Source organism: Phaeovulum sp. W22_SRMD_FR3, from assembly GCF_052113705.1.
Classification (GTDB): Bacteria; Pseudomonadota; Alphaproteobacteria; order Rhodobacterales; family Rhodobacteraceae; genus JBGQOG01.
Genome location: NZ_JBGQOG010000004.1, coordinates 78,818 through 93,016 on the forward strand (window position 1 = coordinate 78,818; position 14,199 = coordinate 93,016).

The window sequence follows — 14,199 nt, forward strand, 5'->3', positions numbered from 1 at the left end:
CAAGCGGCGATCCGTTATCCAAGCATTTGCGCCCATTTCGGGCGGCAACATGTTGACGGGACGTGAAAAGGGGACGCGCGACGTGATCGAGCTGACGAATGTGGCAATGAGCTATGGCGGGGGGGAACTTCTGTCCGATCTGACGCTGAAGCTGGTGCCCGGGTCTTTTCACTTTCTGACCGGCCCTTCCGGCGCGGGCAAGACCACCTTCCTCAAGCTGTGTTACGGCGAATTGATGCCCAGTTCGGGCCAGTTGCGCCTGTTCGGGCAGGAGGTGCGCGCCGCCACCCGCGATGACGTGGCCGTGCTGCGCCGCCGGATCGGCGTGGTGCATCAGGATTGCCAATTCCTCGATCACCTCTCTGTGGCCGAAAATGTGGCACTGCCGCTGACGGTGTCGGATACGCCGATTCAGGCGCAGGAATTGCATGACCTCCTGTCCTGGGTGGGCCTTGCGCCGCAGATGAACGCCCTGCCGCCGCATCTGTCGGGCGGCGAGCGGCAACGCGCCGCGCTGGCCCGTGCGGTGATCATGTCGCCCGAGATCATTCTGGCCGATGAACCGACGGGCAACCTTGATTGGGAGATGTCCTTGCGGCTGTTGAAACTGCTGGTGGAGCTGAACCGCATGGGCAAGACCGTGCTGATCGCCACCCATGACCTGAACCTGATCCGCGCCGCCAAGGCACAGGTGCCCGCCCGCGTGCTGCGCATTCAGAACCGCCGCCTGCAACTCGCGGGGGCAGACCTGTGATCGCGCGCGTGATGGCCCTGTTGCAGAGCGAGAGCCGTGGCCCCGACCGGGTGGTGCCGCCCACCGGCTTTACCGCGCGGCTGACGGTGCTGACCGCCGCCGCCATGGCCTTTCTGGCGGTGTTTGCGCTTGCGCTGTCGATGGCGACCGGGCGGCTGGCGCATCGCTGGTCGGATGCTTTGGCACGTACCGCCACCATCCGCATCTCGGCCCCGCCCGAGCAGATGCTGGCGCAGACGCAGGCGGTGCTGGAGGCGCTGAAGACCACGCCGGGGCTCGACTCCTACCGCCCGCTCGACGATGCCGAGATGAAAAAGCTGCTTGACCCCTGGTTCGGGCCGGATCTGCCGGTGGAAAGCCTGCCGCTGCCGCAGCTGATCGAGCTGGTGGAATCCTCCTCGGGCTTTGACGCCGAGGGGTTGCGTCTGCGGTTGGCGGCCGAGGCGCCGGGCGCGGTGCTCGATGACCACAGCCGCTGGCGGCAACCCCTTGTCACCGCGGCGGGGCGCATCCGGTTTCTGGGCCTCGTATCGCTCTTGCTGATCGGCGGGGCGACGGCGGGGATGATCACTTTGGCCGCGCAGGCGGCGCTGGCGGCGAACGGGCAGGTGATCCGCGTGCTGCGGCTGGTGGGCGCGCGGGATGTGTTCATCGCCCAGGCTTTCGTGCGCCGCTTTACCCTGCGCGGGCTGTCGGGCGCGGGCCTCGGCACCGTTCTGGGCATGCTGGCCCTAGCACTTCTGCCCGATGCCGATGCGGCGGGCGGCTTTCTGACCGGCCTTGGTTTTCAGGGTCTGCAATGGGTCTGGCCGCTGCTGATCCCGCCCTTGGCCGCGCTGGTGGCCTATCTGGCGACCCGGGCTGCGGCCCTGCGCATGTTGAGAGGAATCCGATGAGACACGCCCTGCAATATCTGCGTTCGCTGTTCTTCATCATCCAGATGTATGTGTTCCTCGCGGTCTGGGCGACGGTGCTGTTTCCGTTCGGCCTCATTGGCGGGCGCAATGTGACGCTCTGGATCATGCGCAACTACTGCCATTACGTCTGCTGGTCGGCGCGCTGGATCGTCGGCCTGACATGCGAAGTGCGCGGCGAGATCCCCACCGATGAGGTGCTGATCGCCGCCAAGCATCAGTCTTTCCTCGACATCATCATGATCTTTGGCGCGCTGCCGCGCGGCAAATACATCATGAAGAAAGAGCTGAAATATGTGCCCTTCATCGGCTGGTATGCGTTCCTCTCGGGCTGCGTGCCGGTGGACCGTGGCAAGAAGGGTGCTGCGATCAAGAAGATGGTGCGCGACGTCTATGCCTCGCGTCACAAGGGCGGGCAGCTGATCATCTTTTCGCAGGGCACCCGCGTCGCGCCGGGGGTGAAAATGCCGTACAAGGTCGGCTCCGGCGTGCTCTATGCCGAGCTGAAGCAGGATTGCGTGCCGGTGGCGGTGAATGTCGGCCTGTTCTGGCCGAAATCGGCGATCATGCGGCAGCCGGGGACGGCGGTGATCGAGTTTCTGCCGCGGATTCCGGCGGGTCTTGATATCCGCACCTTCCTCGAGCGGCTGGAGGCCGAGGTTGAGCCTGCCTCTGATGCGCTGATGGCCGAAGCGGGGTTCGTGGCGCCCGCAGGGGCATAAGGGGGACGGCATGGAATACATCGGGTCGGTTGCGGCGCTCGAGGCGCTTTATGGCGTGCCGGGGCAGGCCGCGACGGTGAAGGTCACCCCCGGCCTGACCCCCGCCTACCGCGCCTGGATTGCGCGCAGCCGTCTGTGCATTCTGACGACGGTCGGGCCTGAAGGCACCGACGCCAGCCCGCGCGGCGATGATGGCCCGGTGGTGCAGATCCCGGATGCCCGGACGCTGCTTCTGCCCGACTGGAAGGGCAATGACCGCATCGACAGCCTGCGCAACATCGTGCGCGATCCGCGCGTCTCATTGATGTTCCTCGTGGCCGGGTCCAACAATGTGATGCGGGTGAACGGCACCGCCCGGCTGACCGCCGACGAAGGGGTTCTGGCGCGGTTTGAGCGCGACGGAAAGCGCCCCCGCACGGTGGCGGTGGTGACGGTGGCCGAGGTCTATTCGCAATGCGCGCGGGCGCTCATGCGGGCGCGGATCTGGACCGATGGCAATCAGGCAGCGGGTCTGCCGAGCGTGGGCGATATGCTGCGCGAGATCACCGAAGGCGGCATTGATGGTGCCGCCTATGACGCCCAATGGCCGGTCCGCGCGGCCGGGACGATGTGGTAGCGGACAAGGCTGAAGTCGTTCTCCCCGGAGCAGGGGGGACTGGTTGCCGGATGATGGGGTGAGGTCCTTGCCCCAGGTTTCTGCAGCGAAAGGCCGATACAGCTTCCGATGGCTTTCCGGGCGGAGCAGCCTGCGCAAGCACGGCAGCGCGACCAGGATCGCGCTGCCCCTTGGGTCAGGCCGCGAGGCCCTTTGACCCCATTGCCAGAAACTTCTGCCGCCGCGCCTTGATCAGCTCGGCAGGCTTTTTCGAGGACAGTTCGCTCAGCAGCAGCGAAATCTCGCTGCCCACCGCCGCAATTGCCGCCGCGCGGTCGCGCTGTGCGCCGCCCAGCGGCTCTTTCACGATGCGGTCGATCACGCCCAGCTTCAGCAGATCCTGCGCGGTCAGGCGCAGCGCTTCGGCGGCTTCGCGCATCTTCTCGGCATCCTTCCACAGGATCGAGGCGCAGCCCTCCGGCGAGATCACCGAATAGATCGAATGCTCGAGCATCGCCAGACGGTCGGCCGTGGCAAAGGCCACCGCGCCGCCCGAGCCGCCCTCGCCGATCACTACCGAAATCAGCGGCACGCCGATCTGCAGGCATTTCTCGGTCGAACGGGCGATGGCTTCGGACTGGCCGCGCTCTTCCGCGCCTTTGCCGGGATAGGCACCCGGCGTGTCAACAAGGGTGATCACCGGCAGTTTGAAACGGTCGGCCAGATCCATCAGACGGATCGCCTTGCGGTAGCCCTCGGGGCGGGCCATGCCGAAATTGCGCTCGATCCGGGTCTTGGTGTCATGGCCCTTCTCATGGCCGATCACCACCACCGGCTGATCGTTCAGCCGCGCCAGACCGCCCATGACCGCATGGTCATCGGCAAAGTTCCGGTCGCCGGCGAGCGGGGTGTATTCGGTGAACAACGCATCGATGTAATCTTTGCAATGCGGCCGGTCAGGGTGCCGCGCCACCTGGCATTTGCGCCAGGGCGAGAGGTCCTTGTACATGTCGCGCAACATGTCCGAGGCTTTCTTGTCGAGGCCAGCGGCTTCTTTCTCGACGTCCATCTCGGCATTGCCGCGCGCCATTGCTCTGAGTTCATTGGCCTTGCCTTCGATCTCTGCCAGCGGCTTTTCGAATTCGAGATAGGTCATGTCAGTCTCCGGCTGCGCCCTTTATGGCTTGGCACTATATGACGAGGACGGCGGGCAAATGCAACTCGGCAAGCGCCCTGACGGCGGATCCGGTGCTCAACGGGCGGAGAGTTTGGCACGAGGCGCCTCCGGGTTTCGCACCGGAGGGCGCGGGGCGGGCGGTTTCCGGCCGGATGTCCCGGCGGCATCCGGGCCATCCGGCACGACGCGGCGCGCTTGCCGCCACAGCCTCGCTGACGTCAGAAATGCTGCAGGTGCGAAATGCGGCCTTGATGTGCTGCGCTGCAGCATGTTACGATTTTCAAGAGACGCGAGGCAGCGGCACGCAGATCCGCCGCGCGGCGGTTCACCGGATTTTGCGCGACGGTCGTTTTTCGCAATGGCGATTTTGCGCGACGGTGGGGTGCCGGAATCGGTAACGCCCCAGCCTTGCGACCGGGGCGTGACCTTTCCCTCATGCGGACGGGCCTCCCCTCCCTTCCGCTCCGGGATAGCGATGCTCTTAGCCCGAGATCATCTCTGCTTGTCGCACGATCACCTCAGCTTGCCGGACAGAGGCTATATCCACCAGACGGCCTTTGTAAACAGTCGCGCCAGCGCCTTCGGATTTTGCTTTCTCCATCGCCGCCAGAATTTCGCGCGCTTCGGTCACCGCAGCCTCGGACGGGGTGAAAATCTCATTGGCGAGGGTGATCTGTTTCGGATGGATCGCCCATTTCCCGACCATGCCCAGCGTCGCAGACCGCAGGGCTTGTGCGCGGAAACCCTCGTCATCCGAGAAATCGCCGAAGGGTCCGTCGACCGGCAAAAGCCCGTGTGTGCGGCAGGCGGCGACGATGGCGGCCTGCGCCCAATGCCAGGGATCAGACCAGTATTTCGCGCCTTCCCGCAGCATATAGTAGTTTTCTTGCGTGCCACCGATACCTGTGGTGGCCATGCCCATGGAGGCCGCAAAGTCGGCGGCGCCGAGACTCATGGCTTGCAACCGGGGCGAGGCGGCGGCGATCTCCTCGACATGCGCGATACCGGCGGCGGATTCGATGATCACCTCCAGGCTGATGCGCTTCTTGCGGCCCATCGCCGCCTCGATCGCGGTGACCAGCGCGTCAACCGTATAGACATCGGCGGCGCAGCCGACTTTCGGGATCATGATCTGGTCGATCCGCTCGGACCCCAACTCCAAAAGGTCGACCACGTCACGGTACCAATAGGGCGTATCCAGCCCGTTGATTCGCACGCTGAGGTATTTTGAGCCCCAATCCACCTCGTGAGTCGCCTTGATGATGTTGGCGCGCGCCTCTGCCTTGTCGTTCGGCGCGACCGAATCTTCGAGGTCGAGGTTGATCACATCCGCGGCGGAGGCTGCCATCTTCTCAAAGATCGCCGGGCGCGAGCCGGGGCCAAACAGCTGGCAACGGTTCGGACGGGCGGGCTGGGCGGGTTGCAGACGAAAGCTCATATCAGGCCCTTCGCAAGGATATGTCTGAAATTTGTCTGGTGTTGATATAATGTTGCGCGATAAATTTCAAGCTTCCTTTCGCATGTGCAGAAATCGACGGTTTCTTGCGGCAAGGTCACGTTTGCATCGCGTTTCTTGTGAGATGGCGAAGTTGAATGGGAATATCTTCGGCAAATGATGCCATACTCCTGTGAAAGTTGCGCAGGTTCTTGCCGGGGGCGGTAAATTTCAAATGAAATCCCGCCGCAACGCGGTATCGTTCGAGGGGTAACCAAAGGAGTTTTCCCATGGCCCTGATCGACACGCCCTATCTTCTGTTTCTCGGCGACGCCCCCGATGCGCTTGCGGCCAAGGTCGCGCAGGGGATCAAAGACTGGCGCCCGGAATTCGCGCTGGGGCAGTTCCGCATGCCGGGCTGCAAGGCGGATATGGGGCTGCAGGACATGACGCTGGCCGAGGCCAAGGCGGCGGGCTGCAAGACGCTGGTGGTCGGCGTGGCCAACCGCGGCGGGGTGATCTCGGAAAGCTGGGTCAAGGTGCTGGTCGAGGCCCTGGCCGAGGGGTTTGATCTGGCCTCCGGCCTGCACAACCTTCTGAAGGATGAGCCGGTTCTGGTGGAAGCGGCGCTCGCCTTTGGCCGAAAGCTGCATGATGTGCGGGTGCCCGAGGTGGATTACCCGATTGCGAATGGCAAAAAGCGCAGCGGCAAGCGGATGCTGGCCGTGGGCACCGATTGTTCGGTTGGCAAGATGTACACCGCGCTTTGCATGGAAAAGGAAATGCGGGCGCGCGAGATGAAGGCGACGTTCCGCGCGACGGGGCAGACCGGCATTCTGATCACCGGCAATGGCGTGCCGCTGGATGCGGTGGTTGCCGATTTCATGGCGGGCTCAATTGAGTGGCTGACGCCGGACAATGACCCCGATCACTGGGATTTGATCGAGGGGCAGGGCAGCCTGTTCCACATCTCTTATTCCGGGGTGACTTTGGCGTTGGTGCATGGCGGCCAGCCGGATGCCTTGGTGCTGTGCCACGAGCCGACGCGGCCGCATATGCGGGGGCTGCCGGACTACACGCCGCCCACGCTGCAAAGCCTGCGCGATGTGGCGCTCTTGCTGGCGCGGGTGGGCAATCCGGCCTGCGAAGTGGTGGGTATCTCGGTCAATACCCAGCATATGGGCGAGGCGGAGGCGCTGGCCTATCTGCAGGCGCTGGAGGGGCAATTGGGCCTGCCCGCCACTGATCCGTTCCGCTTTGGTGCCGGGAAACTGGTCGACGCGCTGGCCGCGATCTGACAGCCTTGGCTGAACCATGACCTGCCCGGGCATTCCGGGCGGGCAAGACCGACAGGAGGCCCCGATGATCACCGTAACCGATGACACCTTCCGACTGGCCGAGGTGTTCACCATCTCGCGCGGCTCGCGCACAGAGGCGCGGGTGGTGACGGTAAAGATCAGCCATCGCGGGCACACGGGCTGGGGTGAATGCGTGCCCTATGCCCGCTATGGCGAAACCCTCGAGTCGGTGCGCGCGCAGATCGAGAGCCTGCCGAATGACATCAGCCGTGCCGAATTGCAGGAGGCGCTGCCCGCCGGGGCCGCCCGCAACGCGGTGGATTGTGCGCTCTGGGATCTGGCGGCGAAGCAGGCGGGCAAACGGGTCTGGGAACTGGCGGGGTTGCCGGTCCCGGGGCCCGAGACCACCGCCTTTACCCTGTCGCTTGATACGCCCGAGGCGATGCGGGCGGCAGCGGCCCGCCATGCCCATCGCCCGATCCTGAAAATCAAGCTGGGCACCCCCGATGACATGCCGCGGCTGGAGGCGGTACGGGCGGGCGCGCCGAAACCGAAGATCATCGTCGATGCCAATGAAGGTTGGTGCGTCGATGTCTATCAGGAGCTGGCACCGCATCTTTTGCGCCTCGGCGTGGCGCTGGTCGAGCAGCCGATGCCCGCCGCCGCCGATCAGATCCTGCGCGAGATTGCCCGCCCCCTGCCGGTCTGCGCCGATGAAAGCTGCCATGACCGCGCGAGCCTTGCCGATCTGCGCGGCAAATACGACATGATCAACATCAAGCTGGACAAGACCGGCGGCCTGACCGAGGCGCTGGCCCTGCGCGATCTGGCCCGGGCCGAGGGCTATGGTGTGATGGTCGGCTGCATGGTCGGCTCGTCTCTCGCGATGGCACCGGCGGTGCTGGTGGCGCAGGGTGCGGCCTTTACCGATCTTGACGGGCCGCTGCTTCTGGCAGAAGACCGGGAAAACCCGCTTCGCTATGACGCGGGGCAGGTCTATCCGCCGGATGCGGCGCTATGGGGATGAGGAAGAAGCAATGAGCCGGATTGTCTATGTGAACGGGAATTATCTGCCGGAAGAAGAAGCGACCGTGTCGATCTTTGACCGTGGCTTCCTGATGGCCGATGGCGTTTATGAGGTGACGTCGGTTCTGGATGGCAAGATCCTGGAATTCCCCGGCCATTCGGCCCGGCTGGAGCGCTCGTTGCGCGAGCTGGACATGGCGCTGCCGGTGACGATGGACGAGCTGCTGACGATTCACCGCGAATTGGTGGCGCGCAACGAGCTGGTGGAGGGGATGATCTATCTGCAGGTCACCCGTGGCAATCCGGGCGACCGTGATTTCGCCTTCCCCGATCCGGCGGCGACGCCCTCGACCCTCGTGCTGTTCACCCAGTCCAAGCCGGGTCTGGCCGATAATCCGGTGGCGAAAAAGGGCATCAAGGTCATTTCGATCGAGGATATCCGCTGGGGCCGCCGCGACATCAAGACGGTGCAACTGCTCTATCCCTCGATGGGCAAGATGATGGCGAAAAAGGCGGGTGCCGATGACGCCTGGATGGTGGAAGACGGCTTTGTGACCGAGGGCACTTCGAACAACGTCTATATCGTCAAGGACGGCAAGATCATCACCCGCCAGCTGTCGCAGGACATCCTGCACGGGATCACCCGCGCGGCCGTGCTGCGCTATGCGGCGGAAGCGCAGATGGAAGTGGTCGAGCGCGCCTTTACCATCGCCGAAGCGCAGGCGGCGGATGAGGCGTTCTTTACCTCGGCCTCGGCCTTTGTGATGCCGGTGGTCGAGATCGACGGCGTGGCGCTGTCGGAGGGCAAGGTGGGGCCGGTGGCCACCCGCCTGCGCGAGATCTATCTGGACGAGAGCCGCAAGACCGCGATCTGATCAGCGGAAGGTTTGAACGAGAAAGGCCCCGACCGATGGTCGGGGCCTTTTGCATTGTCAGCGCCGTGTTCAGGCGGCGGGGGCCAGCAGCGTTGCGGGGTCCAGCTGATCCGGGGTCAGCCCGTTCAGCACCACCCAGGTTTCGCCGTCCAGCTGCACCTGCGTGCTCAGCCCGTCGCTGGTGGCCACCAGTGACAGCGTGGCCGTTTCGGGCATGCTTTCCAGGCTCAGCTGATCGGTGGCCGGGTCGAAATCGGTCACCAGCGCCCAGGACCCGTCGATCTGCGGTTCATAGATGTGGAATTCATCCGCGCCCGCGCCGCCCGTCATCGTGTCCCCGGCATCGCCCCAGAGCGAGTCATTGCCATTCCCGCCATCAAGGGAATCGCCGGTGTCATCGGCGGCGGGCAGGAACTCCTTGCTGTTCAGCTCATCGTTCCCCTCACCGCCGATCAGCGTGTCGTTGCCCGACAGGTCGAGGATGTAGTCATCGCCGGTGCCGCCGTCGACGAGGTCATTCCCACTGAAGCCCGACATCGAGTCGTCGCCCGCAGAGCCGAACATCGTGTCATCGCCATCGCCGCCGTACATCAGGTCATTTCCGGTGCCGCCATCGAGATAGTCGTTCTGCGCATCGCCGTTGAGGGAGTCGTTCCCGTCGCCGCCCAGCAGCGTGTCCGCATTATACCCGCCCGAAAGCACGTCATCGCCGCCCAGACCGGAGATCGTGTCGCGGCCAAGCCAGCTGGAGATCGTGTCATTCCCCTCGGTGCCGGTCATCACGTCATTGCCGCTGGTGCCGTTCAGGTTATGAACTGGATCCCAAGGGGCAATGTAGGTGTTGGTGCTGGCGTCGTAGACCATCACCGAGTCTGGTGACAGATCATTCACCGTGACGCCGTTCAGCAGGGCCACCTGCTCGCCGTCGATCTGCACCGACACCCCGTCCTCGCTGTCATCCAGCGTAAAGCGCTGTGCGCTGCTCCAATGGTCCACGTAGACGTTCAGGGTTTCAGGGGACGACAGGTCGTTTTCAACCGCATTGGTGTTGCTGAGGAAGTCGGTCACCACCACCGGCGTGTCGCCCTGCTGCCAGTCGATGAAGAAACCGTCATTGCCCGCGCCGCCCGTGAGCGTGTCGCCATCGTCGCCGATCAGGGTATCGGCACCAAAGCCGCCGTTCAGCAGATCGGCGCCGGGGCTGGCCGGGTCGTCCACCGCGTTCAGCGTGTCATTCCCGAGGTCGCCCCAAAGCGTGTCGCTGCCATGGGCATCGACAATGACATCATTGCCGTCGCCGCCACGCACCAGATCGTTGCCTCCGGTGAAATCGGCATCGACATAGCCCGCCGCCGGGTCCGGGGCCAGAACGCCGTAATAATCGTCGCCGCCGTCCAGAAAGACCCGGTCATCGCCGCGTCCGCCCGCGACCTCATCGGCGCCGGAACCCGCATAGACCGTATCCGATCCGGTACCACCATACATCAGATCGGACCCGGCGCCGCCACGCATCAAATCGTTGCCGGCATCTCCCAGCAGGATGTCGTCACCAGCGCCACCCGAGACGGTGTCGTTCCCGGCGCCTGCCGAGACAGCGTCGTCCCCGGCGCCGCCGTCGATAAGGTCATTGCCGCCGATACCGTAAATCTCGTCATCCCCGCCAAGACCGGAAAGGGTGTCGTTGCCGCCGGTGCCCTCGAGGGTGTCATTGCCCTCGGTGCCAGGGGCGTCCGTATCGTCCGATCCGCCGTCGCCGCCGACCGCAGCCGCCAGCAAGCCAATCCCCAGCAGGGGAAGCAAGAACATCAGCATCAAATACCCTCATCAATACTTTTTTAACCTTCGGTAAAATCGCAATAAAGTGAGAGTGCCGTCAACGGGATTTGCCTGCGGCCCCGCGTTATTGCGACCACTGTTTCCCGGGTATCATCAATGCGTCGGCCGACGTGAGATTGGCCGTGACGGGCATCCGAATGCGGGGCCGAAATTTACAGCCCGCTGGCCGCCAGAACGCGCTGCAGAATCGGCGCGAGGCGCGCGGCCCAGGCGTGTTGCCCCTCCGGGGTGCCGATCAGATCGTTGCGGACCTCGATCAGCACGTTCGGGCGGCCTTTTTGCAGGGCATGCAGGTCGATGGAATCTCCGTCGAGGTGGCCGTCATAGGGCTCATTGTCGCCGGTGATCAGCCCTTCCTCGCGCAGCGCGGCAATCAGCGGCAGCGCCAGACGCGAGTCCTTGTGCGAGTGGAGCACGGCCACTTCCCAGGGGCGCGGCGCGCGGCCGCGCAGGCAGGGGGTGTAGGAGTGGATGGCGCAGATCACCGTGTCGGGGCGGCGGGCGGCGGTGGCCTCAAGCGCGGCGTGATAGGGCCGCCAGAGCGCCTGCAGGCGGCGCTCGGTCTCGGCGGCATCGACGCGGCGGTTGGCCGGGATCATCGTGCCGTCATAGAGTTTCATCACCAAAGTCGGGTCATCGTCGCCGCGGTTGGGGTCAATGACCAGCCGTGAGAAATCTGACCGGACCAGCGGCGCGTCCAGAAGATCGGCCAGATGTTCGGCCACCCCGAGCGCGCCGACATCATAGGCGATGTGGCGCTCCATATCGGCGCGGGCGATGCCCAGATCGCCGCCATTCACCCAATCGGGCACATGGTTCGTCGCGTGATCGCAGGTCACCAGCCAGCGCGAGGGGCGCTCGGCGCCAAGGATATGAAACGGTTGCACTGTCATCCTCCTGTCGTGCCGGGGGCCGATACCGATTTACGATAGCGCAACCAGATGCGCCAGTTGCTCTGTTGCGGAAATTCGGCCATAGAGAAGATGGCCCACCACGAAAATGAACAAAACGGAGACTGAGGCAGCATGAGACGCCTTCGCAATGTCAAGATTGTGGCCACGTTGGGCCCCGCATCCAGCGATTACCAGATGATCCGCGCCCTGTTTGAAGCGGGCGCCGACGTCTTCCGCCTGAACATGAGCCACGGCACCCATGCCGAGCAAAAAGCGCGGCACGACATCATCCGGCAAATCGAGGCCGATACCGGCCGCCCGATCGCCATTCTGGCCGACCTTCAGGGGCCGAAACTGCGCGTGGGCACCTTTACCGCGCCCAGCCATGACCTCGTGGAGGGGCAGAAATTCCGCTTTGATCTCGACAAGGCCGAGGGTGACGCCACCCGCGTGAACCTGCCGCATCCCGAGATCTTTGCCGCACTTGAGCCCGGCGCTTCGCTCCTGATCAACGACGGCAAGATCCGTGCCGTGGTCGATGATTGCGGCCCCGATTTCGCCAATTGCACGATCACCATCCCGGGCACGATTTCCAACCGCAAGGGCGTGAACGTGCCCGACGTGGTGCTGCCGTTGGCCGCTTTGTCGGACAAAGACCGCTCGGATCTGGAATTCGCCTGTGAACTCGGCGTCGACTGGCTGGCGCTGTCCTTCGTGCAGCGCCCGGAAGATGTGACCGAGGCCCGCGCTTTGGCCAAAGGCCGCGCCTCGATCCTGTCCAAGATCGAGAAACCGGCAGCGGTAAAAGCCTTTGACGAGATCCTGAAGGTCTCTGACGGCATCATGGTCGCCCGCGGCGATCTGGGGGTTGAACTTCCGGTGCATTCGGTGCCGCCGATCCAGAAACGTCTCGTGCGCAAATGCCGCGCGGCGGCCAAGCCGGTGATTGTCGCCACCCAGATGCTGGAATCGATGATCGAAAGCCCGATGCCGACCCGCGCCGAAGTCTCGGACGTGGCGACGGCGATCTATGAGGGGGCCGATGCGGTCATGCTCTCGGCGGAATCGGCGGCGGGCAAATACCCGATTGAAGCCGTGGCCACGATGGATAATGTCGCCAAATCGGTCGAGAGCGATCCGACCTACCGCGAGGTGATCGAGGCGAGCCGGGGCGGCCGTCGGGAGACCGTGGCCGATGGCATCGTGTCCGCGGCGCGCGAAATCGCGGAAACCACTGCGATCAAGGCGATCTGCTGCTACACGCAGACCGGCAAGACCGTCGCGCTGGTCGCGCGGGAACGGCCGCGGGTGCCGATCATCGCGCTCTCGCCGCTTGATGGCACGCTGCGCAAGCTCTGCCTGACCTGGGGTGTGCACAACGTGAAAACCGGGCAGGTCGAGCGCTTCAAGGAGGCCGTGGTCAATGCGGCCCGTGCGGCGCGCGAACACGGCTTTGCCGATGAGACCAACCAGATCGTCGTCACCGCCGGTGTGCCCTTCAATGTCGAAGGCACCACCAACATCCTGCGCGTGGCGCCCTGCGACGAGCGGTTGATTTTCCGCACTGACCCGGAATAATCTGCGACGGAGCGGGTGGCAGAAGGTCTCAGGACTGTATGGATAGTGATTTGTTTCTGGTTCTGGGCCTGTTGATCGCTGCTTTGGCGATTCCTGCCGTGATTTCCGCGATTTCTGACAGCCGGCCCCCGCGGTCGGCTGCCATCGTCATCATGTTGGGCGGCGGCTTTATCCTGCTCGCCTTCCTGTCGAAACCCGGCGGCTACTCGGTGCATCAGGTGCCCGAAGTCTTCACCCGGGTCATCGGGCGTTTCCTGCACGGCTAGGGCGCCATCCGCGCGCCAATCCCTGCGAAAAGCCCCTTGCCAATCCCCGCCCGCCCGCCTATACGGCGCGCTCTATAGCCCGCACGTCCGGCCAAAGTGGCATGCCGAGTCGCGCGTAAACCAAACTCGAAAGAGGAGATGGAAATGCCCAAGATGAAGACCAAGTCCGCTGCCAAAAAGCGGTTTTCGTTCACTGCCTCCGGCAAAGTGAAGTCCGGCCCGGCCGGCAAACGCCACGGCATGATCAAGCGTACCACGAAATTCATTCGTGACGCCCGTGGGACGATGGTGCTCTGCGATAGCGACGCCAAAATCGTCAAAAAATACATGCCGTACGACCGCTGAGCTGAGGAGACTGAACAATGTCCCGCGTTAAATCTGGTAAAGTCACCCACGCTTCGCACCGCAAGGTGATCAAGAAAGCGAAAGGCTACTACAGCGCCCGTTCGCGCAATTTCCGCACCGCGACGCAAGCCGTCGACAAGGCAATGCAATACGCGACCCGGGACCGTAAGGCCCGCAAGCGTAACTTCCGCGCGCTGTGGATCCAACGGATCAACGCCGCCGTGCGTGCCTATGATGCCGAAATGACCTACTCGCGCTTCATCAATGCTCTGGCCACCGCCGGCATTGAAGTGGACCGTAAAGTCCTGGCCGATCTGGCCGTGCACGAGCCGGACGCGTTTAACGCCATCGTCGATCAGGCGAAGGCCGCGCTGGCAGCTGCTGCATAATCCCCTAACCGGGTAGCACATGAACCCCGCGCGAGGCCGAGGCCTTTCGCGGGGTTTTTCTTTTCCGGGGGGTGGCTTTGCCGTGCCCGGCTTGCA

At 64.0% G+C, this 14,199-nt stretch carries 15 protein-coding genes; 11 read left to right on the plus strand and 4 right to left on the minus strand.

The features are described from left to right. Positions 1-82 precede the first annotated feature (82 nt). Genes ACEN2S_RS06640 through ACEN2S_RS06655 form a run of 4 tightly spaced genes read left to right on the plus strand, consistent with a single transcriptional unit; the run spans position 83 to position 3,006 of the window. A complete protein-coding gene (locus ACEN2S_RS06640; protein WP_441864737.1) occupies positions 83-754 on the plus strand; it encodes a cell division ATP-binding protein FtsE in 672 nt (223 codons plus the stop codon). A gap of 11 nt (positions 755-765) precedes the next feature. Next, entirely contained in the window at positions 766-1,650 is an 885-nt protein-coding gene (locus tag ACEN2S_RS06645) for a cell division protein FtsX (protein WP_441864739.1), read from the plus strand. Next, positions 1,647-2,390 carry a lysophospholipid acyltransferase family protein gene (locus ACEN2S_RS06650; RefSeq protein WP_441864018.1) on the plus strand — a complete coding sequence of 248 codons (744 nt, stop codon included), beginning with the start codon at positions 1,647-1,649 and terminating at the stop codon, positions 2,388-2,390. Before ACEN2S_RS06645 ends, ACEN2S_RS06650 begins: the two co-directional genes overlap by 4 nt. Positions 2,391-2,400: 10 nt before the next feature. Then, positions 2,401-3,006 carry an MSMEG_1061 family FMN-dependent PPOX-type flavoprotein gene (locus ACEN2S_RS06655; RefSeq protein ID WP_441864021.1) on the plus strand — a complete coding sequence of 202 codons (606 nt, stop codon included), beginning with the start codon at positions 2,401-2,403 and terminating at the stop codon, positions 3,004-3,006. A 175-nt stretch (positions 3,007-3,181) separates the two neighbouring features. Here the strand turns inward: ACEN2S_RS06655 and ACEN2S_RS06660 are convergent, their stop codons facing one another. Further along, positions 3,182-4,141 (minus strand): acetyl-CoA carboxylase carboxyltransferase subunit alpha, encoded by a 960-nt coding sequence (locus ACEN2S_RS06660; protein WP_441864024.1) that lies wholly within the window; start codon positions 4,139-4,141, stop codon positions 3,182-3,184. A gap of 502 nt (positions 4,142-4,643) precedes the next feature. Beyond that, positions 4,644-5,600 carry an L-malyl-CoA/beta-methylmalyl-CoA lyase gene (locus ACEN2S_RS06665; RefSeq protein ID WP_441864027.1) on the minus strand — a complete coding sequence of 319 codons (957 nt, stop codon included), beginning with the start codon at positions 5,598-5,600 and terminating at the stop codon, positions 4,644-4,646. A gap of 293 nt (positions 5,601-5,893) precedes the next feature. Between ACEN2S_RS06665 and dgcN the strand changes: the two genes are divergently transcribed. The 3 genes from dgcN to ACEN2S_RS06680 all read left to right on the plus strand — a co-directional run bounded on the left by dgcN (position 5,894) and on the right by ACEN2S_RS06680 (position 8,796). After that, entirely contained in the window at positions 5,894-6,895 is a 1,002-nt protein-coding gene (dgcN, locus tag ACEN2S_RS06670) for an N-acetyltransferase DgcN (protein WP_441864742.1), read from the plus strand. Between the two features lie 64 nt (positions 6,896-6,959). Then, positions 6,960-7,922, plus strand: coding sequence for an N-acetyl-D-Glu racemase DgcA (gene dgcA / locus ACEN2S_RS06675; protein ID WP_441864030.1), 963 nt, complete (start codon positions 6,960-6,962; stop codon positions 7,920-7,922). A gap of 10 nt (positions 7,923-7,932) precedes the next feature. Beyond that, positions 7,933-8,796, plus strand: coding sequence for a D-amino-acid transaminase (locus ACEN2S_RS06680; protein WP_441864033.1), 864 nt, complete (start codon positions 7,933-7,935; stop codon positions 8,794-8,796). Positions 8,797-8,865: 69 nt separating this feature from the next. Here ACEN2S_RS06680 and ACEN2S_RS06685 read toward each other — a convergent pair whose 3' ends face one another. Beyond that, on the minus strand, positions 8,866-10,608 hold the full coding sequence (locus ACEN2S_RS06685; protein WP_441864036.1) for a calcium-binding protein: 1,743 nt from the start codon (positions 10,606-10,608) through the stop codon (positions 8,866-8,868). Between the two features lie 176 nt (positions 10,609-10,784). Next, a complete protein-coding gene (locus ACEN2S_RS06690; protein WP_441864039.1) occupies positions 10,785-11,525 on the minus strand; it encodes an N-formylglutamate amidohydrolase in 741 nt (246 codons plus the stop codon). Between the two features lie 132 nt (positions 11,526-11,657). Here ACEN2S_RS06690 and pyk point away from each other — a divergent pair, with 132 nt between their 5' ends. The 4 genes from pyk (at position 11,658) to rplT (ending at position 14,103) form a co-directional block, all read left to right on the plus strand. Next, positions 11,658-13,103, plus strand: a complete 1,446-nt coding sequence (gene pyk, locus ACEN2S_RS06695) for a pyruvate kinase (RefSeq protein ID WP_441864042.1) — start codon at positions 11,658-11,660, stop codon at positions 13,101-13,103. A gap of 38 nt (positions 13,104-13,141) precedes the next feature. After that, entirely contained in the window at positions 13,142-13,369 is a 228-nt protein-coding gene (locus ACEN2S_RS06700) for a hypothetical protein (protein ID WP_441864045.1), read from the plus strand. Positions 13,370-13,513: 144 nt separating this feature from the next. Beyond that, positions 13,514-13,714: a 50S ribosomal protein L35 gene (gene rpmI, locus ACEN2S_RS06705; RefSeq protein WP_441864048.1), complete on the plus strand. Its 201-nt coding sequence runs from the start codon at positions 13,514-13,516 to the stop codon at positions 13,712-13,714. A gap of 17 nt (positions 13,715-13,731) precedes the next feature. Further along, a complete protein-coding gene (gene rplT, locus ACEN2S_RS06710) occupies positions 13,732-14,103 on the plus strand; it encodes a 50S ribosomal protein L20 (protein ID WP_441864051.1) in 372 nt (123 codons plus the stop codon). The last annotated feature ends 96 nt before the right edge of the window (positions 14,104-14,199 follow it).

Bases quoted from the DNA above. Each gene is read 5' to 3' on its own strand.
- ACEN2S_RS06680 (WP_441864033.1), top strand. From the start codon at position 7,933: ATGAGCCGGATTGTCTATGTGAACGGGAATTATCTGCCGGAAGAAGAA.
- ACEN2S_RS06660 (WP_441864024.1), bottom strand. From the start codon at position 4,141: ATGACCTATCTCGAATTCGAAAAGCCGCTGGCAGAGATCGAAGGCAAG.
- dgcA (WP_441864030.1), top strand. From the start codon at position 6,960: ATGATCACCGTAACCGATGACACCTTCCGACTGGCCGAGGTGTTCACC.
- ACEN2S_RS06685 (WP_441864036.1), bottom strand. From the start codon at position 10,608: ATGCTGATGTTCTTGCTTCCCCTGCTGGGGATTGGCTTGCTGGCGGCT.
- ACEN2S_RS06700 (WP_441864045.1), top strand. From the start codon at position 13,142: ATGGATAGTGATTTGTTTCTGGTTCTGGGCCTGTTGATCGCTGCTTTG.
- ACEN2S_RS06645 (WP_441864739.1), top strand. From the start codon at position 766: ATGGCCCTGTTGCAGAGCGAGAGCCGTGGCCCCGACCGGGTGGTGCCG.
- ACEN2S_RS06650 (WP_441864018.1), top strand. From the start codon at position 1,647: ATGAGACACGCCCTGCAATATCTGCGTTCGCTGTTCTTCATCATCCAG.
- ACEN2S_RS06665 (WP_441864027.1), bottom strand. From the start codon at position 5,600: ATGAGCTTTCGTCTGCAACCCGCCCAGCCCGCCCGTCCGAACCGTTGC.
- ACEN2S_RS06690 (WP_441864039.1), bottom strand. From the start codon at position 11,525: ATGACAGTGCAACCGTTTCATATCCTTGGCGCCGAGCGCCCCTCGCGC.
- ACEN2S_RS06655 (WP_441864021.1), top strand. From the start codon at position 2,401: ATGGAATACATCGGGTCGGTTGCGGCGCTCGAGGCGCTTTATGGCGTG.
- pyk (WP_441864042.1), top strand. From the start codon at position 11,658: ATGAGACGCCTTCGCAATGTCAAGATTGTGGCCACGTTGGGCCCCGCA.
- rpmI (WP_441864048.1), top strand. From the start codon at position 13,514: ATGCCCAAGATGAAGACCAAGTCCGCTGCCAAAAAGCGGTTTTCGTTC.
- rplT (WP_441864051.1), top strand. From the start codon at position 13,732: ATGTCCCGCGTTAAATCTGGTAAAGTCACCCACGCTTCGCACCGCAAG.